The sequence below is a fragment of the Paenibacillus sp. FSL W8-0187 genome, from assembly GCF_037969755.1.
In the GTDB taxonomy this organism is placed as follows: Bacteria; Bacillota; Bacilli; order Paenibacillales; family Paenibacillaceae; genus Paenibacillus_AQ.
Genome location: NZ_CP150206.1, coordinates 2,861,951 through 2,880,945, shown reverse-complemented (window position 1 = coordinate 2,880,945; position 18,995 = coordinate 2,861,951). Strand labels below are relative to the sequence as shown.

Genomic DNA, 18,995 nt, shown 5'->3' with positions numbered 1-18,995 from the left:
TGCTGATCTAATTCCAGTTGACCCATCCTCGTGTCGTTATAATCGTTGAATTTGCTCATAGTACGTTTCCATCTGGGAGAAACTCATGCCGATTAGCGGAATGACAAGATACATAAAGATCAGCGCATACATCGGAGTAAAACCGATCATTCGCCCCCATGCGGCCTTCGTGTCGATCATCGCTTCATATTCCTGCTTGCGCTGCTCGAAACTGAATATCATTTCTCCATCGAGATCATCAAAAACATCCTTGATCGGTACTTTATCCACCGCAAGCAGCAGCTTGTCCACGAGCCGCTGAAATTCAGGAAACCAGACGTCTTCCTTCAACTCCAGCAAAGCCAACTGTGCGCCATGTTCGTAATGAAGCAAGCTTTTTTGAATGGGAATCTTAAAAATAACGGCAAACCGATTAAGCCATTCTAATATGCCCTCAACCGAAATTCGCTCCATTCCACGCAATATAGAGATGACCGTCTGAAATTGATAAATTTCATGCCGCATTTCCATATTGCGAACTTTCCGGTGAAAATGCAGCAGCCATAATGGCGCCGCATATGCAGCCACACCTGCCAGAAAGGATAGGAGCAACTCCCACCATTTCAAATACTCGCTATCATAGCGCTGCAGTTTAGTCATAATTCGATCGGTTGTGATTTCAACTTGTTCTTTGGTCAATCCAATAGGGTCTGTCTCACTGACCATCTGTTTGATCTGATCATCAGTTACATCCGGCGACATATGCAATTGTTCCATTAGCAGCCGATCACGCTCAACCGTTTCTTCTGCCTGCCGACGCTCGATCTCATTCATCTGGCCGAACAGGGAATGGTTCAGGGAAACGGGGACATACAGCAGATGATGTTTTGCCTGCACATGCAGGCCTGCTGCCAGCGATAACGACAGGAAGAAAGCCAGGAGGAAAAACGTCACCCTTCTGATATAGAGCCATTCGAACTTGATTCTCGCGTTGCTTTCCTTTAGTAACCGTATCTGCCTGTCATATTTCACTGTACCGGGTGTCGGAGCCATCACCTTCACAAGCCAGCGCATAACAGGAATTCGGTACATCCTTTCTTCCAAGGTCATTTTCTGAACCTGAGCGCGGTAATCCGTTTCTCGATTTTGCTGGAGCTTCTGAAGCAAGATATAAGAAATGAGAATAATGACATAAATGGATATCTTGGTCATATACCCAAGCTTGCTCATATAAAACACATCCATCGATGGAAAACTGCTTCTGGCCCAGCGTTCAATCGGTTTGGTGAAAAAGACCGGCGTCAACGCAATCACATTCAAGCCCTTCATTAAGTAATCCAGCTTGTCTCTGCGCAATATTTCCAGTTGGATCTCCTTGGTCAATCCACTTAGTCCATGCAGATAGATAGAGCCTTGTTTTCTCGCATGATCGCCAAACTCCATGACCAGATGTGAAATACCCGCAAACGCTTTAAGATATCGGTTCGGCGCTACCTCATAATACCTCTCCAACTCGTCATCTGGATCGTGGGATACCAAAGCATTGTAGATCCGATGGGCATGCATAGAGATTTCATGTCCAGAAGTCTCCGCCCCCTCGTACAAAGCTTCCTCTACCATTCCATGCTGCTGATAGTGATGACGGACGGAGGAGAACAATTCAACCGATTGGATAAGTATTTTTCGTTCCAGTCGGTTAATGAACATCTCAATGAGCATATTGTTAATAACCGTTGCTACGAGAATAACAATGATAATAAACCCCAAGTCCGGATGACTCCATATAAGAAGCATGGCGGTTAACCCGATCGTGCCGGTTATCGCCAAGGCTAGCCTCACTGTTTCAAACCGGAGTGATATTTCGTCGTAAGGATGCATGATCGCGATCCGCTGTCTGATCCGTTTAAGATAGGTTTTGATTAGCGGGAGCTTCATCCCATACATATAGGCCAATTGAAACCATTGCCGGTACATCCCCCGCAAGGATCTCACCTCGCCCGCATCCACCTTGACGGAAGTTACCTCACGATCCCCTCGTCCCCTGTTCATCCACGACATGATACCGAATGTGATGGAAAACAGTGCCAGAGATATGATTAAAATCAGTATTAACACATCTTTAGAGGTCACTTTTGTCCCCCCAACCCGAAGCCAGAAACACTCTGAATTCTTCGGCATCTTCCGGATGCATCTGCTCGGACATTTCACGAACACTGCTTTCGGATAACTTGGCGGCAGCGATATAGGCACCGTCCCGGTATTCAATTACATTACGGGATACGAAATAACTTAATTCGTTCAATCTCCGCAGATGTTCTGCACTTAGCTGAAAATACTCCTCCATGCTGCTCTTCCAGCGTTTTTCCGAAGTTCCCTCGAATGGTGGCAGGGATCCCTTCTCAACCGGGATGGACTCTGTAATACGCTCTATGTAACGGTTACCGTCAGCGTCTCTTCTAAGATGAATATCAAAGTTGATCACGCTGACCACCTGCTGCTCAGCAATATGCTCTTGCCTGAAAACGCCGCTCTTGAGTAAGGAGTTGCGCAAGGATTGTACAAGGTCTTTGAATGTCTTGGCATGATGGGTAAACACGGTAAACAAACTTGCCACTTGAGACATCTGTATCATCCATGACGCTACTTCGTCACTGGCAACCTCACCAAGAATATTAACGGTACCGTCCGTTTTCTTCTGCAGATCCAGACCTGCCTGCCCACTAATATGCTCGGTTTCCCTGAAGCTGAGAATATTCCTGCGGCTGTAGATTTTCCTTAAATGCAGCTCAAAGGCCATCTCCTGAACCCGAAGAGTATAAGACGCATAAATATGACCCACCATCGCCATGAGCAGCGTTGTTTTTCCGGATCCCTGAGCACCGGTGATTGCCGTAATCCGGCTGCCTTTCATTAAATACCTCAACAAACCGATCACCAATTCGGAGCCGTTTCCCGTAATTAACTGATCCAGCGAAGCCTTGGGCAGATCAAACTTGCGGACAAAGAACGCCCAGGACTCGGCAAATGGGGGCCGGACCACAACGACCCTGGAGCCATCCTTCATTTCATTCACTTTATAACCGCTGGCTTCCGAAAGCTGCCCAGGATGATTGTATTTGTATATGTTTTGACATACCCTCTTAAGTTCCAGCATCGAACCAAATGATAAAAAAGCTAGATGCAGCGACACCCCTCGATAAAAAATCCACACACTCTCACAGCCTGTTGCTGGCGATTCGGGATGCGAAAAACTTAGCCCCAGAAACTCATCCTCGGTGTGAAAAATGTCCTGCCCGCTGTCACGATTAACAGGAATGCCACTAACGCCGCCACTGATCCCGTCAATCCGTTGATCCCTGATTTCATCCACAACGGAAAAGCCTTTGTACTGCTGATATATGCGCTGAACGACGATGTCCAGCTTCTCAGGAAACAAGAGCGGACGCTGCTCTGACTCATAGATATATGCGATGTCTTCCGCAGTAACCGCATAGACGCTGCCCTCTCCATAACCTGGAATCACGCGCGGCTCTGCAAGATCATACGTTTCAAGAAGTACGGATAGAGCATCCTCTCCGTGCCTCTGCTTATACAGGTATAATATGATCTCGAATTGATCCTGGGCTGTTAACTCGGTCAGGTTTTCGAACGGAATGGCTGCATGAATGTTGGACTCGTTCAAACCTAGGTCTCTTACCAGGATCTGCTTTAAAAAATCCTTTACATACGCCTTATCCAGCACATCTCCGGAAACGCAGCCCTTGAGGGCACTTCTCAATTCGCTTCGCTTGTTCAGCCTGCGGCGATACTCCTCTTCGTGCAACCCTAAATCAGACAACTGGCTGTGCGTCAGCTGATGGAGGCTTTCTTTAACAAACGCAGTCATAGCTTCAAGAGAATAGGGGTCCGATCCCCGCGAAATCGTAGCCACCGGTTTTCGGGTATCCAAATAACGCAGATATACAAACAGCAATACAAACAAAATCATGACGATGATCCATATCGTATTCAAGGAATTACCCAAGAGCATGCAGGCCTCCCAGTTTCGAACCGCCAGCAGGAAGACCAAGCTGTTCAGCCACGGCATCCGCCAGATTACGAACCGCATTATACAGTGAGCTCATGCGTTTCAGGTCAGCGCCTCCCCGGCTTCGCTGCATGTAGGGCATAACTGAGCGCATATTCCATGCATCCGTCATTCCGGAACAATACGGAACACCGAGTACCGTCGTCTTGATGCCAAAGCGGCGCTTGATATTTTGCAGTGTACAATGGCTATCCCGGTCGTATTTGCCGACGATATACAAGCATGCCTTGTCACTCACTTCTGGAGGCAACCTCTCCTGTTCAATCGCACTCTCCAGGATATGTAAATTCTGATTCAAACCAACTACGATTAAGTCTGCCGCTTGAAGTATCGCCCGATCTGCCGCACCAGGAACTCCATTTCCTGCATCGGCTACCGTGATGTCGTAACTTCGCTTGGAGGACTCCATAACTCTGGTCATAAGTTCTGCCTGTTTCCTGTCCTCCGCGTTTCCTGTTGTATGTATAGCATCGGCAGACATGGGTTTCGGTCCACATAAAAGATCGAGCCGATCAGACAGGAGCGGCAAGGTATAATTGCGTACATTCTCTGGGCTCAGTCGCCCGCTTGCACGAAGCCGTTCCAAGGCATCCATTCCGGTATCTTGAAATGCCGTCATATAATCTAATGTTTCCTGTTTATAGGTAAAGGCTTGCTCCACTCGTTCCCCTGCATGTCCACCATGGGCGAGGAGCACTTTAACCTGATATTCAAGCGCCAATACGATAGGTAAGCTCGAAGCCAACATCGTACTGCCACTGCCGCTCTTCAAGGGACTCCATACAGCAATCAGACTCATGCATGCCTCCTTCCTGCTTGCCGAAGCGCCCGGCGAATATGCCGCTGCTCCATTTCCGTTAAAAGGCGGAGAAGTTCGGTAAGCGATCGTTTATACTGTCTGGACAATGGCTTGATGCCCAATCTTCCTGCATGTTCATTTTTTATTTTCAAGGCGAAAAACAATTCATCCCATGGCATTTTCACGGGAGGACCCAGCCACTGAATCCGGCTGTCTTCCAGATAGCCTTCAATGTAGGTTTCATCCATCAAATCTTCAATGACCTGAACATATACCCGGTGGAACGGCGGTAGCGGAGCATCTGTTCTTGAAGCTCTCAGTTCATCAAGCAAAGCCGTACTCTTACGCAGTCCTGTTACCTCAAACCCGCTAACCCAAACATGGGCATCTGCTGTATCCCACTGCATCTTGTCCAGGAATTCCGTCTTCTCCACGTCCATGACGATATAGTCATATTTCTTCTCGTCTGTTTCCTCCAAATAGTCCATCAGCGACGTATAGTTCTCAAATCCGGTTGCCACGTCGAATCCGGCAAACTCCATAACCGGCAGCTGTGGATGTATCACGCCTATGCAATGTTTGTACTTCGCATCAATCGCACCATCCACAAGCAGTACTCTGTTGTCTCCATTCGCTAATATTTTGCACATATAGAGGAGCATGTCGCTCTTATCACAGATGCCTGTAAATATCCACGTCTTCACTTTGATTACACTCCTTCACTTACCATCTGTTCTTCGGGGTTCACCTTGTCTTACTAAGGACTTGAGAATATCAATTCCGCTTCTGGTGATTCCTTATCACTGCTATTCTGGGATTCTGGCAAGCCGGATGATCCCAAAATCTGCTCTGCTTCTGAATCCCGCTCTTCACGAAGCGGAGTCCCTGTATTTGTCTCATCGTCAGAACGGATGTCAGCGTTATTCCATTCCGTATCCGTTGAAGATTTTGCTTGGGGGCTTATGTTGGACGCAGGACTCCAGGAGTCCGGACTCCTTGCACCGCTAGCAAAGATCGAGTTATGATGCATGTCAGATACCTGAGCCTGCTGATTCGGTTGAAGCTTCTTTAAATCCTCTTCCAGCGTGTTTCGCAGCGTAACCTCGAAAAACTTCTCAGCTTTCTTCACAATATTCGGGTTGCTTGTAATCAGCTTCGTTACTTCAGCGTTCGGAGGATAGTTAGGAATCGCTCTATTTTGCAGCTCCGGCTCTACATAGGTGAGTGCATAAAGCGTTGCATCATGCAGATAAGCATCCACCAAAGCGCTGGAAAGCAATAAAATCTCCTGTTCGCTTAACGTCGTCCAGAACGCCGGATTTTGAAGCTTGTCGATCTTCTTTTTGGATAAAATGATGTAATCCTGTCCGGTAGGAAATTGAACCCTCACATCGATCACATCCCCTTGGCGTAAATTGCTTGGCAGATATACGGACTTCATCTCCCGATGACGGAGATCAGACGGTGTCGGCTCTTCTTCAAAGAGCATCGAGCGGGTAATCGGTGTTCCCTGCAGCAGCTCGATCTTAGCCCCCTTCCCTGCGATCTCTTCCTTGACCGAGAACAGATTGCCGGAAGAACCGTCATCAGGCAAACGCACTTCCTTAATATCCTTCGCATCTATGAAATGACCAGGCGGAATATCTTTTAACGGAACCCATGCAACCTTCATTGAATTGAGCTGCTGCAGCTGTGTCTCTTCAAGCTCCGTGATTCGCTGCTCGTATTTAGTACGCTCTACATTCTGCTGCTCTTTATAACCGTTCACATAATACATCATTGCGCCGGCACATACGGCACCCGTTACGGCTGCGCCGGCAAGTCCAGCAAATATCAGTTTGCGGCTGCGCCTCCTGATAATCGGCATTGCTTCATCTCCTTCAGTTCAAATGCGGTTAATTCTTTAGAAACCTGAATCTTCGCTTCCTTTCTGCCGGCGGCAAGTAGTCCTGAAATAACTGTTCAAATGCCTCCCTGCTGTTGTCCGGTACTTCAAACGGATCCAATTGCAGGGGTAAAGAATAAACTTTATTCGTTCCTAGCGTTCTTCTCATTTCTTGAATTGTTTCTTCTCCTGCAAGAGGCAGTGCATAGATCCTTGCCGCCTGTGGGTGTCTTAACAGCATCCGGGCCAGCGTCACCACATCATGCTGTCGCCACTCCGCTCCTGATCCGATAACGATAGGCAGATCGGCCCGAAGGAACTCCTCAAGCCGTTCGCTGTCCCGGTATGCTCCCAAATCCAACACAACTGCATCGTAGCTGCCTCCGAGCAGCGAAATAACTTCCGTTCTGGCCGTTTGCCGCCAGAAATGAATCCCGTTGATTTCGAATTTTCGGATAGATCCAAGCTTCCCGCCCTCGGCAATTTCCTGAATCCGGGTAAAGGCGGTGGATTTTGCGCTCATTTCCACGATCGCTACCTTCCCGTACCTTGATGCCAAGTAATGACCAAATGCGATACAGCTATGCGTTGTTCCTACACCGGACGATGTCCCCAATACGGCCGTCACAAGCGTCCCGGCTAGCGTGTTGGACTGAACACCCGCAATATTCGCAGTAATCGACTGCTGCCTGTTTAGTGCTGAACGAACCTCTACTGTGGATTGATATCGGTGCTCCGGAGCATACTGCAGCAGCTTTCGGATAACGGGCACAAGCTCTCTTGGTAAATCGCCACGAATATGTCGCTCCACGCCCGTTATCCATTCACTGAATTTGCCTCCGGTTGAGAGATAAAGCAGAAGCGCACCAAGTCCATACAGGTCCGATCTCGCATCGCTTTGCCTTCCTCCGTATTGCTCCGGCGCTGCAAATCCAACCGTGCCTAGCTTGACCGTATCCTCGCCACTCTCCTGTTTATAACTTCTCGCGATTCCAAAATCGATGAGTCTAACCTGCAGCTGATCGGTCAGCATAATGTTCGATGGCTTTAAATCTCGGAATATAACCTGAGGTTCGTGATTATGGAGATACTCCAGAACATCCAGCAATTGCTCGATCAGTTCCATAATGAAGTCCGGATTCACATTTCCCCGATATCCTCGGAAGTACTTCTCCAATGTCATGCCCTGAATATAATCCATAACTAAATAGGTGTAGCCGGTATCCTGAACATGAAAAAAATCGACAATACGGGGCAGCCGCGGGTGACTGAGTTTAATCAGAAGCTGTGCCTCATCCTGAACGGCGCGCTGCATACAAGGTTCAGACAAGCTCTCTTTCACTGCCCATTTCTTCCCGGGCAGTTTCTGATCCTCGGCTAGATATACACAGCTCATGCCCCCTTCACCAATCACGCGGTCAATCACGTAACGCTCGCCCAACACTTCCCCATGTACCAATCTGCAAGGCTGATTCATGTCAACGCCCTCTCCTCTGACTTACAAGCACAACAAAAAAAAGGAAAGCACTCCGCCTCATCACTCAATTGTGATGAATAGCGGGATGCTTTCCCTAATGTTGTCGTTGGTTAATTTTGGAATCATTATAGAACAAGTTACATTCACTTGTAAAGACTTTTTTAATACTTAATCATATATAGCGTAATCTCGTCCCGATTATGGAACAGCTGCTTCGCTCCCTGAATCTGCATTCTGGACTCTTCAAACACCGACATGATTTCTTTTACCAGCGCCATCGGTTTCTTAGTCAGCAGCTTCACCGTAATGACAGCAGTACCTCCCGTTTGAAGGCTGTGCAGCAGCCCGGTCACCATTCTGGCCATTTGTTTAGGACTCCAGCTCATATCACACACCAACAAGTCAAACTCAGAATCTCTAAACGATACGTCCGCTGCATTCTTGTGAATCACGCGGAGGTTTTTATGACCATCGAGTGATGGATGCATTTTTGCCGGATCAACTGCCGTAACTTGCAGGCCGCGCTCCAATAGAAAGGATGTCCATCCGCCAGGCGCTGCTCCGATATCAACTGCCTTGCGGAAGGAATCAAACGGAATCCCGAACTGTTTCTCCGCCTCAAGGAGCTTGAATTTGGCTCTTGAGATTTGTCCCTCTTCCCGTTGAAAGCGGACGGCGCCTCCGTTCCAATCCGACAGGTTGTCCTCCGGCCGCGACACGCCAACATACCAGACGCTGTCAGCAGCGAATAGTGAAATAATCCACTCCGGTGCCTGAACCGTGTATTCAATTTCTAGCGCAGCCAAGCGATGCTGTAATTCATCTCGAAGCGCCGCCGGGTTTTCCTTCCACGAGCTGTTCTCCGTCTTTCGGATCTGGATGGATACACGGCTGCTGCCGATCTCCTCCTGCTTCATGACATGCTCATCGACCGCATGCAATGCTTCGGCAGCGGTATCGGCCGCTACCTCCAGATGTACCGGAAACAAATGCCGCAGAAAAATTGGCGGGGAAGACGTAATTAGCCGCTTCGCCTCCTCTTCGGAATGGCCGAGTGTCGCCAAAAACACCTCGCCCGGCATCATCATCGTGCTCTTTAAACTGCCAAACATCCGGCGCAGCTCTTCTTGGGCGTAGGGAGCAAAACCATGGTTTGCTGTGCATACCCACTTGCTGTGAAAATCCCGGTGATTTTGATTCTGTTCCTCATGCTCTTGCATCACATTTAATTCATCCAAACGGATTAACCTCCAGAAATAACTTTGATCCAGGGACGTCCGCCATCCCATTCCAGCTGAGCGTCGATATCATAAGTTTGTTTGATAAGTACATGGTTTAATACTTCTTCTTTTGTTCCCGCACCCGTTAAGCGGCCGTCTTTCATGAGCGCCACATGAGTAAATAAAGGGACAATCTCCTCGATATGATGCGTGACGTACACAACCGTAATTTCGCGCTGCCTCAGGTTGTGAATCTCCTGCAGCATCTTCTCCCGTTCATACAAATCCAGGCCGGCACAAGGCTCATCCATAATCAGAATCTTCGGATCGGCCATGAGGGAGCGTGCCAACATCACCTTTTTCCGTTCACCTTGGGACAATGTCCCGAGAGGCTGCTCCGCCAGATGGCCGAAATTCATTTCGTTCAGCAGGGAATAGGCTAGATTCCTGGCCTCTTCCGGAATGTCCTGGTAGAAGCGCAAAAAGGCATACGCCCCTGTTGCCACAACCTCCCAGACTGGGTCGCTCAGGGTCAATTTCTCTAATAATGACTGGCTAATATAGCCAATGGACTTCCGGGCCTCCCGAACGTCGCATTGTCCGTAAACATGACCCAGGACCTCAACACGCCCACGGGAAGGAAACATATATCCTGTCATCATTTCCAGCAGCGTCGTTTTGCCTGATCCATTCCTGCCCAAAATGGCCCAGTTCTGTCCCGGCTTCATCTCGATACTAACATCATCCAGAATATGACGGCTCCCTCTGACGAGCGACACATGCTGTAACGAAATCACGGCCTCACACTCCTAACAAAACTTACGATATCCTGCACGGAACCCATCCGGTACAGCACCTCCGGCGCGGCGAGGGGACTCGACTGAATAGCCAGCAATGCAGGAACGCTGCGAATTTGATACCGTTCCACAATGCCCGGTAGAAAGTTAACATCGGCTTCGAGCAGCTGTACATCCGGCACCACATGTTCCACAATGTCGATCATCTTACGCGCAGCGGCACATGTGCCGCATAATGGCGTATGTAAAAATACGATGACAGGCTCTGCATTCGCATCTCGTTTCGTCAGGCGCTCGTGCCATTCAAGCCTCTCTGTCAATTCACGCTGTGTAACCTCAATCATCTTGAACCCTGGGCAACTTCCCGCAGAACGGATTCCGGCATCGGCCCATTGTGAACCTGGACGCTTTCCGGCATGTGCTCATAGAGCAGCTCATACATTTTTCTTCTGCCCGACGGGCTTGAGGTATGCAAGTATATTTCCCTGGCCTGCAGGTTTTCGGCGATCATGGCTGCAACCACGTCGCCGCCGTTCATCTGGCCATGCCCCAATTCAAAATCAAGCGACAGAACATCCACTTCGCATTCACGGAGCATCAACAAGCACTCTTCCCCGTTTCGAGCCAGCGCAAATCCTTTCGGATTGGGGCGCCAGTCGTCTAAATACAGATGAATCATTTTACTCTCTCCCTTAATCAGGACCAGGACAGCACCTTAGCGATGTCTTCCCGATGTGTGCCGTCAGCCCCTTTTTCACTTTCCAGAACAAATGCCTTGCCCGCAAGTTCCGGTGCCAGAACCAAACGCTTCAAGGCTTCTGTGCCTATCATACCTTGTCCGATGCGGGCGTGGCGATCTTTTCTTGAACCGGCCCCATATTTCGAATCGTTCAGATGAACGGCAACGGTGGATTCCCAATAGGCTAGCTCCTTGCCTCTGGCAAGGAGCTCATCCGTATTCGAAATGTCCCAGCCTCCGGCAGCAAACAAGTGGCAGGTATCCAGGCAAAAGCCTATTTTTTCCGGATCATCAGCAAGCTGTCTAACCTTTACACTCTCTTCAAGCGTCATCCCCATGGACCCATGGTCTCCCGCCTGATTCTCGATCAGCAGCTTGGCCCTTCCCGTCCAGGAAGCCAACACATCATTCAAACAGCGAATAATATTCTGATACCCTTCAAGGATATCCTGGCTCTTGAGATGCCCAAAATGAACCACAATACCCAGCGATCCGCAAGCCTCGGCAATCATGAGATCATTCTTAAGGGAATCTACGGTCAACTGGTAAAACTCTTCTCCCCGCGTTAAGCCAACCGCCATATTCGTCGGATATGGTGTGTGCGCGATCGAAACGAGTCCTTGTTCCTGACAAAACTTTGAGCATACGGCGGCATTGCGGACATCCGGCGTCTTCAAATGAAGACTGCGCGGATTTTTCGGGAAATACTGATAGGCGAGTGAACCGATGCCGGCTGCGTGCTGAGCTGCTGCGAGAAATCCGCCTCGTGTGCTGACATGACTTCCAATCCGGACTTTAGACTTCATGCTGACAATTTGGACAAAAGAACACTTTGCGCGAGGTATGCTCCGCCTTCACGATCGGCGTGCCACAGCGAACACAGGGCTCTCCTTCGCGATCATAAACTTTACACTCGTCGTTATAAGCTCCCGTCAGAGTATCCCCTTCCTGAAACGGCATTTCCATATATCCGCCACCATCCGTCGCCTCGTGCATCACTTTAACGGCACTCTCGTATAACTGCTCTAAAGACTGCTCCGATAAATCCTGAATTTTGGATAGCGGGTGAATGTGAGCATCAAAGGAAATCTCATCCGCATAACAGTTGCCAATTCCGGCGACAACCTGCTGATTAACCAGCGTTGTTTTTAAAGCGCCCCGCCGTTTTCCAATCCGTTCAACGAAGCGCGCTTTGGTCATTCGCCGATCCAGAAGTTCAGGACCAAGCTCTTTAAGCGCATTTTCCGTTTCTCTGGCTGTTAAGAAATGCAAGTAACCCAGACGCAAACCGATAAAATACAGCACCTGTTCACCAAATGTGATCTCGACCTGGGTCGACCTTGAGGGACGCTCCTCATCCCTATGCCCTAAATACAAAATGCCGCCCAGCATGAGGTGAAGCAGCAATCTGCCTCCGTTATGCAGATGGAATATGAGGTGTTTGCCTCTACGCTCCACAAAAATGACCTTGCTTCCCTTTAACTCGGAAGTAAACTCGTCAACCGTCACATTCAGTGATTTTTCACGGTTCACGACAACATTCGTGATCGGCACATTCAAAATGCTCTGCGATAACAATCTTCGGTAATTTTCCATTTCCGGCAGTTCCGGCATCATTCATCTTCCCTTTCGTCAATCACAAAAGTTAATGTACACTTTCGCTCATTATGAGCACAGCAGGTTGATCACTTCGCTCAAATCTCGGCATATAAAGTCCGGTGTGATACCCGTGGCTTCCATATGTGCCTCCATATTCAGATCGGTCGTGATTCCGGTCATAACGAGCACCGTCTTACAGCCGGCATACGCGCCGGCCGCGATATCCGTACGTATATTATCTCCAATTACATAAGTGTCCTCCGGGGCCAAACCGAGGCGATCCGAAGCAAATTTCATTAAAATCGAGGACGGCTTTCCGATGACCGTCGGTTTCACTCCGGAAGCGGCTTCGATCGCAGCACCCAGCGAACCTGCACCTGGCATCAAACCGGTATCTGATGGAAGCTGCAAATCCGGATTGGTCAATATCGACACGGCTCCCTCCTGAATCCAGCGAACGGCACGGGTTAACTTCTCGTAATCGAACGAACGGTCGATTCCTTGAATCACATATTTAGGGGACTGCTCCACGATATTTAGACCCGCAGACAAGAGGGCTTCACGGAGCCCCACTTCTCCCAGCATCGCCACTTGGGCACCCGGTGACTTCTCCGCGATATATTTTGCTGCAGCCAAGGAAGAGGTGCAGACTTCCTCCGGCAAGGCAGGTATCCCCATCTCCATCAGATGCGCCGCTACCTGCTCGGGTGTTCGTGATGAATTATTCGTTACATACAGAAACGGAATCTGCAATTCCTTCAGCCGTTCGATGAGAAGGTCTGCCCCCTCAATTCGATGACGGCCATGATAAAGCGTTCCATCCAGGTCAATCAGTAATCCTTTTGGTTTTGGTTTTTCCATGAATTGATAGCACCTTCTTTATTTCTTTCCTTCACGCCATAAATGATTCATCGGCTAAAGTATGAGCTTTCTCGGCATCGCTGTGATCGTCATTCATCGTCATATATCGGTATAAATATGTATAACCTCGGTTCATACACTACCCTGAAGCATACTTACGTAGAAACCCCAGTTAGTATTATTGTAAAGAAGGCTACTTCCGGTTGCAAGGCTCATGGCTAGTACTTCAGCCCGATAGCTAATCAGTCGAAAGAAATCGAAGAGTGTCCAAGCATTAGTGATTATCAACCGGTTTGTCATTTCCTGCGCTTTCCCGGAAAATAATTCACTCCATCACTCGATATTTCCCTGTAAATAGCAGCTCTATTGGCTTATGATTTGCGCTGGATTGGGTACAATCCGAAATCCTCTGCCAAGCGTGTATTCTCAAAAATCTCCTGCGCTTCCTTGAGCAGCGGCTGCAAATGCTCCATATCCTTATACCGGGAGCTAAAATGGGTCAGGAACAGCGTTCTTACTCCAGCCCGTTTCGCTGCTTCCGCCGCCTGTTTAGCCGTACTGTGATAGTATTCGTGCGCGAGCTCCGACAGATCCTCCATGAAAGTGGCTTCATGGACCAAAAGATCGGCGTCTTTGGCCAGAGTCTCCACTCCAGGGCATGGCCTTGTATCCCCGAGGATCGTGACCACTCTCCCTTTTTTCGGTGTCAGGAGCACCTCAGAGGCATGAATCCATCGGCCGTCGCCGAGTTCTACGCTTTCCCCTCTTTTCAGTTTGCCATAAAGCGGCCCTGGCTTGAGTCCATAGTCCGCCAACCGTTTCAGGTCCAGGCTGCCGGGAAGATCCTTCTCCACGATACGGTAGCCATAACTCTCGGCCCTGTGATCCAGCTTTGCCGATTCCACGAGGAAGTTATCGTCCTCAAACAGCACGCCTCCGGTATGTTCAATGACCTCCATCGTATAAGGAACGCGCGATTGGCTAATGTTCAACGTAGTTTCAATGAAGGCCTTAATACCAGGGGGACCATATATCGTCAGGGGTGAAGTTACCCCTTGGGCACCACGGCTGGACAGCAAACCCGGCAAACCGAATACATGATCACCATGCATATGGGTGATGAATACCTTTTCAAGCTTGGACAGCTTGAGCGGGGACTTCAATATTTGATGCTGCGTACCTTCTCCACAATCAAACAGCCACAAACTTCTTCGTTCTTCCAGCATACGCAGTGCAATCGAGGTTACGTTACGCTGCAGCGTAGGAACCCCCGCATTTGTTCCTAGAAAATAGAGTTCCATCCCTCTTCTCCCCTTTCGGTTGTAAACCGGAGAAATCCCCCGAAACATTCGGAGGATTTCAAACCGGCTGTACCGGTATTCAAATGTTAAGCTTTATCTACGTTAAAATAATGAGCTTCCGGATGACTGAACACCATGGCGGATACCGATGCCTCAGGTTCCATCATGAAACCTTCGGTCAGATGAACGCCAATATCTTCTGGCTGCATCAATTTAAATAACGGTTCCTGATCCTCCAGATCCGGACAGGCCGGATACCCGAAAGATACGCGAATGCCTTGGTATCTCGCACCCAAGCGCTGTTTCATCGTCATGTCTGCCGGATCGGGGTATCCCCACGAATCCCGCATCATATGGTGAATCCGCTCCGCCAGCCCTTCTGCCGTTTCCAGTGCGACCGATTGAAGTGCGTGGGAGCGCAAATAGTCACCCTTGTCCTTCCATTCCCCGGACAATTTTCCGACGCCGTGGCCGGCTGTAACGACAAGGAATCCAACGTAATCCATAACCCCGCTATCTACGGATTTCAGGAAATCCGCCAAGCACAGGTACGGCTCAACCTGCTGTCTTGGAAACGTAAAGGGATGCAATACTTTTGTTGTATCTTTTGGATCGTATATTAGAATATCATTTCCTCTTGACTGTGCCGGGAAGAAACGGTACATTGCATGCGCCTGTATGATCCCCGATTGAACGGCCTCTTCCAGAATACCATCAACGGTTTCCTTAAGCGATACCGCCTTCGGGTCATTGGCTTTCAGCAGCTGTTCCACTGAGCCTTTCAGGCCTAAATGATGTCCTAACAGCATCTGCATGTTGATATAAGGCAGAATGTGCGAAATCGGATAATTCCGGAGCACATGCCGCTCCATATCCGGCGGTAAATATACAGGAGCATTGGTCGAAATTTTGGATCGCAGTCCTTCTGACAGCTTCGGCATCACTTTAACCACTTGCGGAGCGGCAGCATCAGCTTCCTGCTCTGCCTTAATCTCTTCCGCTATTCTCGTCCGCTGCACCGGATCGCTGAGCTGGTTGGCCAACGCAAGACCATCCATGGCGTCCTTGGCATAGAGCACCATGCCGTCATACTCGGGACGAATGCGGGTCTTCGTGAATTTCCGTGTCAGAGCCGCCCCCCCTACCATGATTGGAACGCTAATGCCTGCGTTTTTCAAATCCTGGGCGGTGGATACCATCTGTTGGGCTGACTTCACCAGCAAACCGGACAAGCCGATAGCATCAGGCTGCTCACGGCGGTATGCCTCGATAATTTGCTCCGGTGGTACTTTTATACCCAAATTAATGATTTGATAACCATTGTTGGACAAGATGATCTCCACCAGATTTTTACCGATATCATGCACGTCCCCCTTCACGGTGGCAAGCATGATTTTCCCTTTGACCGACGTCTCGTTTTTCTCCATAAAGGATTCCAGATACGCTACGGATGCCTTCATTACTTCGGCACTTTGCAGCACCTCCGCGACAATTAGTTCATTGTTGTTGAACAAACGTCCAACCTCGGTCATCCCGGCCATCAGTGGTCCATTAATGATCTCGAGCGCGCCATATTTGGTCAATGCTATATCTAAGTCCGGAATGAGGCCTTCCTTAGAACCTTCCACTACATAGGATGCTAGTCGCTCCTCGAGTGTCAGATTGGATACCTTAACCTTCTTCTCTATCTTTTTATCCCGGAATGCCGCGACAAAAGCCGCCAACGTCTCATCATTGGTTCTGTATATCAGATCCTCGGCCAGGCGACGCTCTTCTTCGGGAATGGAGGCATAACGCTCCAGCTTCTCGGTATTTACGATTGCGTAGTCCAATCCGGCTTTTGTGCACTCGTACAGATACACGGAGTTCAGGACTTCACGGCCCGCTTCCGGCAATCCGAAGGAAACGTTACTGATTCCGAGAATCGTATGCACTTTTGGCATGGCTTCTTTTATTATACGGATGCCTTCAATCGTTTCCTTGGCTGATCCGATATACTGCTCGTCCCCTGTACCTACCGGGAATACAAGCGTGTCGAAAATAATGTCTTCAGGCGAAACGCCATATTTGTTGACCAACAGATCATAAGAACGCTGGGCCACCTTCAGCTTGTCGTCACGATGGATAGCCTGACCGGTCTCATCAATGGTTCCAACGACAACCGCGGCACCGTATTTATGCACCAACGGGATCACATGCTCAAATTTCTCTTCACCGTCTTCAAGGTTAATCGAGTTAATAATCGCTTTCCCTTGCGAATATTGCAGAGCCAGGTCAATAACGGCCGGATCCGTGGTATCGATCATGAGCGGCACTTTAACCTTTTTAACTACTAGCTCCAGGAACTTAATCATATCTTCCGATTCTTCACGATCCGGATCCTGTACGCAAACATCAATGACATGCGCACCATTCTTGACCTGGGCACGAGCGATCTCGGAGGCTTCCTCATATTTACCTTCTACAATTAAACGCTTAAACTTTCTGGAACCCAGAACATTCGTTCTCTCCCCTACCATATAAGGTCGGTTTTCCTGCTCAATATATACCGGCTCGATACCGGATAATGCCGGCAAATGCCCACCATCCAGCGGTCGCGGGGAGAAGCCATCCATCGTTTGTTTTAAAGCGCGAATATGGTCGGGTGTTGTCCCACAGCATCCGCCGGCGATGTTAAGCCAGCCTTTTTCAGCAAAAGCCCCCATCTTTTGAGCCAACGATTCAGGGGATTCATGGTACTGCCCGTTCTCGTCTGGGAGACCCGCGTTAGGATAACAGCTGATGGCACTTCTCGACATTTCGGATAAGGAGCGAATATGGTCACGCATGAATTCCGGGCCCGTTGCACAGTTAAGGCCAATCGATACGGGATTCAGATGCTCCAAAGAAATGTAGAATGCTTCTATATTTTGTCCGGCCAGCGTCGTTCCCATCGGTTCGATCGTACCGGATATCATAATTGGAAGCGTGACGCCCGTTTTATCAAACGCTTGGCGAATCCCAATGCTCCCGGCCTTCACGTTTAATGTATCCTGCGATGTTTCGAGCAGAAGCGCATCAACCCCGCCTTCAATCAAAGCAACGGCTTGCTCCTCGTAGCTCTCGATCAATTCGGCAAAGGTCACACCACCGGTAACCGATAACGTCTTGGTTGTCGGACCCATGGCTCCTACCACATAGCGCGGGTTGTCCGGCGTGGAATATTTTTCAACCGCTGCGCGGGCCAAGTGAGCCGCTTTCAGGTTGATCTCCCGGGCAAGCTCAGGAATATCGTATTCAGCAAGCACAACGGAGGTTGCGCCAAACGTATTGGTTTCGATCAGGTCGGCACCTGCTTCAAGATATTGTTCATGTATTTTTTGAATGACATCCGGTCGATGAATGACCAGCATTTCATTACAGCCATCAAGGTCCGGGCCGCCAAAATCTTCAGCTGAGAGGTCCTCCTGCTGGATCATTGTGCCCATGGCACCATCAAGAATTAATATTCGTTCTTTAAGTACTTCTTGTAAGCTAGGCTTGTTCAACTCATAAACCTCCCCCGAAAACGTTAAATCTTAGTGTATCAGAATATTTTTCAATAGAAAAGCCGAAATATTGCGTTGCAATGGGTACAAATCAACATTTGCAGATGACAAATGCTGTGAGGGGGGCTATAATACATATTAATCCAACGGGAGAAAGAGGGTTAAAGCTATGGCAGAGATTGTGATTCGCAACACGAACGAACGCATTACTGGAGAAGAAAATGTTCGGGAATTCCTGAGTAACCAAGAGGTTGTTTACGAGCACTGGAATATGGAAAAACTCCCGGCAGCGCTTCAAGAAAATTTCAAGCTTAGTGATGACGATAAGAAGCGCATTTTGGACATCTATGATGAAGAAATTCGTGACTTGGCTGCAAGACGCGGCTACAAAATTTGGGATGTCATCACACTTTCCGAGTCCACGCCCAATATCGAGGACCTGCTGAAAAAATTCGAAGAGGTTCACACCCACGCGGAAGATGAAATCCGTGCGATTGTCGGCGGTAAAGGAATCTTCATTATTAAGGGCTCCGACGATGTCGGTTACTTTAATGTTGAGCTTGAGCCAGGCGATGTCATTTCCGTACCGGAAAATACACCTCACTTCTTCACATTGATGGAGAACAAGCAGATCATCGCTGTTCGTCTTTTCATTGAAGAGAACGGCTGGGTTGCTACACCGGTAGAAGATCCTCAATTCCAATAAGCCTGCGGGCAGATTGAA

General features: G+C 49.0%; 16 protein-coding genes. 1 reads left to right on the top strand and 15 read right to left on the bottom strand.

All coding sequences use genetic code 11. The features are described 5' to 3' along the window. Positions 1-36: 36 nt before the first annotated feature. The 15 genes from MKY48_RS12950 to metH form a co-directional block, all read right to left on the bottom strand. Complete coding sequence (locus MKY48_RS12950) at positions 37-2,109, bottom strand: hypothetical protein (protein WP_339293080.1); 2,073 nt, start codon at positions 2,107-2,109, stop codon at positions 37-39. Beyond that, entirely contained in the window at positions 2,099-4,009 is a 1,911-nt protein-coding gene (locus MKY48_RS12945) for an ATPase, T2SS/T4P/T4SS family (RefSeq protein ID WP_339293504.1), read from the bottom strand. The genes MKY48_RS12950 and MKY48_RS12945 overlap by 11 nt, the downstream gene beginning before the upstream one ends. Beyond that, positions 3,996-4,865 (bottom strand): hypothetical protein, encoded by an 870-nt coding sequence (locus tag MKY48_RS12940; RefSeq protein WP_339293079.1) that lies wholly within the window; start codon positions 4,863-4,865, stop codon positions 3,996-3,998. The genes MKY48_RS12945 and MKY48_RS12940 overlap by 14 nt, the downstream gene beginning before the upstream one ends. After that, on the bottom strand, positions 4,862-5,569 hold the full coding sequence (locus tag MKY48_RS12935) for a hypothetical protein (protein ID WP_076321160.1): 708 nt from the start codon (positions 5,567-5,569) through the stop codon (positions 4,862-4,864). Before MKY48_RS12935 ends, MKY48_RS12940 begins: the two co-directional genes overlap by 4 nt. 53 nt (positions 5,570-5,622) lie before the next feature. Continuing rightward, positions 5,623-6,732 (bottom strand): SAF domain-containing protein, encoded by a 1,110-nt coding sequence (locus tag MKY48_RS12930; RefSeq protein ID WP_339293078.1) that lies wholly within the window; start codon positions 6,730-6,732, stop codon positions 5,623-5,625. Between the two features lie 28 nt (positions 6,733-6,760). Beyond that, complete coding sequence (locus MKY48_RS12925; RefSeq protein WP_339293077.1) at positions 6,761-8,227, bottom strand: serine/threonine-protein kinase; 1,467 nt, start codon at positions 8,225-8,227, stop codon at positions 6,761-6,763. 161 nt (positions 8,228-8,388) lie between these two features. Beyond that, on the bottom strand, positions 8,389-9,465 hold the full coding sequence (locus MKY48_RS12920; RefSeq protein WP_339293076.1) for an SAM-dependent methyltransferase: 1,077 nt from the start codon (positions 9,463-9,465) through the stop codon (positions 8,389-8,391). Positions 9,466-9,470: 5 nt separating this feature from the next. Further along, entirely contained in the window at positions 9,471-10,244 is a 774-nt protein-coding gene (locus tag MKY48_RS12915; RefSeq protein ID WP_339272386.1) for an ATP-binding cassette domain-containing protein, read from the bottom strand. Next, the gene (locus MKY48_RS12910) at positions 10,241-10,588 is read right to left on the bottom strand and encodes a thioredoxin family protein (RefSeq protein ID WP_098743275.1); all 348 of its coding nucleotides are present in this window, start codon (positions 10,586-10,588) and stop codon (positions 10,241-10,243) included. Before MKY48_RS12910 ends, MKY48_RS12915 begins: the two co-directional genes overlap by 4 nt. Beyond that, a complete protein-coding gene (locus tag MKY48_RS12905) occupies positions 10,585-10,923 on the bottom strand; it encodes a cyclic-phosphate processing receiver domain-containing protein (RefSeq protein ID WP_076321155.1) in 339 nt (112 codons plus the stop codon). Before MKY48_RS12905 ends, MKY48_RS12910 begins: the two co-directional genes overlap by 4 nt. A gap of 17 nt (positions 10,924-10,940) precedes the next feature. Next, positions 10,941-11,789 (bottom strand): deoxyribonuclease IV, encoded by an 849-nt coding sequence (locus tag MKY48_RS12900; RefSeq protein ID WP_339293075.1) that lies wholly within the window; start codon positions 11,787-11,789, stop codon positions 10,941-10,943. Then, positions 11,779-12,597 (bottom strand): DNA-formamidopyrimidine glycosylase, encoded by an 819-nt coding sequence (gene mutM, locus MKY48_RS12895; RefSeq protein ID WP_339293074.1) that lies wholly within the window; start codon positions 12,595-12,597, stop codon positions 11,779-11,781. The genes MKY48_RS12900 and mutM overlap by 11 nt, the downstream gene beginning before the upstream one ends. A 51-nt stretch (positions 12,598-12,648) precedes the next feature. Continuing rightward, on the bottom strand, positions 12,649-13,443 hold the full coding sequence (locus tag MKY48_RS12890) for a TIGR01457 family HAD-type hydrolase (RefSeq protein WP_339293073.1): 795 nt from the start codon (positions 13,441-13,443) through the stop codon (positions 12,649-12,651). A 371-nt stretch (positions 13,444-13,814) separates the two neighbouring features. Further along, positions 13,815-14,744, bottom strand: coding sequence for a ribonuclease Z (rnz, locus tag MKY48_RS12885; RefSeq protein ID WP_076321151.1), 930 nt, complete (start codon positions 14,742-14,744; stop codon positions 13,815-13,817). 86 nt (positions 14,745-14,830) lie between these two features. Continuing rightward, positions 14,831-18,271 carry a methionine synthase gene (gene metH, locus MKY48_RS12880; protein WP_339293072.1) on the bottom strand — a complete coding sequence of 1,147 codons (3,441 nt, stop codon included), beginning with the start codon at positions 18,269-18,271 and terminating at the stop codon, positions 14,831-14,833. 169 nt (positions 18,272-18,440) lie between these two features. On the opposite strand from metH, the gene MKY48_RS12875 reads away from it, so the two are divergent. After that, positions 18,441-18,977, top strand: a complete 537-nt coding sequence (locus MKY48_RS12875; RefSeq protein ID WP_076321149.1) for a cupin domain-containing protein — start codon at positions 18,441-18,443, stop codon at positions 18,975-18,977. The last annotated feature ends 18 nt before the right edge of the window (positions 18,978-18,995 follow it).

Bases quoted from the DNA above. Each gene is read 5' to 3' on its own strand.
- MKY48_RS12945 (WP_339293504.1), bottom strand. From the start codon at position 4,009: ATGCTCTTGGGTAATTCCTTGAATACGATATGGATCATCGTCATGATT.
- MKY48_RS12940 (WP_339293079.1), bottom strand. From the start codon at position 4,865: ATGAGTCTGATTGCTGTATGGAGTCCCTTGAAGAGCGGCAGTGGCAGT.
- MKY48_RS12930 (WP_339293078.1), bottom strand. From the start codon at position 6,732: ATGCCGATTATCAGGAGGCGCAGCCGCAAACTGATATTTGCTGGACTT.
- MKY48_RS12925 (WP_339293077.1), bottom strand. From the start codon at position 8,227: ATGAATCAGCCTTGCAGATTGGTACATGGGGAAGTGTTGGGCGAGCGT.
- MKY48_RS12910 (WP_098743275.1), bottom strand. From the start codon at position 10,588: ATGATTGAGGTTACACAGCGTGAATTGACAGAGAGGCTTGAATGGCAC.
- MKY48_RS12905 (WP_076321155.1), bottom strand. From the start codon at position 10,923: ATGATTCATCTGTATTTAGACGACTGGCGCCCCAATCCGAAAGGATTT.
- MKY48_RS12900 (WP_339293075.1), bottom strand. From the start codon at position 11,789: ATGAAGTCTAAAGTCCGGATTGGAAGTCATGTCAGCACACGAGGCGGA.
- mutM (WP_339293074.1), bottom strand. From the start codon at position 12,597: ATGCCGGAACTGCCGGAAATGGAAAATTACCGAAGATTGTTATCGCAG.
- MKY48_RS12890 (WP_339293073.1), bottom strand. From the start codon at position 13,443: ATGGAAAAACCAAAACCAAAAGGATTACTGATTGACCTGGATGGAACG.
- rnz (WP_076321151.1), bottom strand. From the start codon at position 14,744: ATGGAACTCTATTTTCTAGGAACAAATGCGGGGGTTCCTACGCTGCAG.
- MKY48_RS12875 (WP_076321149.1), top strand. From the start codon at position 18,441: ATGGCAGAGATTGTGATTCGCAACACGAACGAACGCATTACTGGAGAA.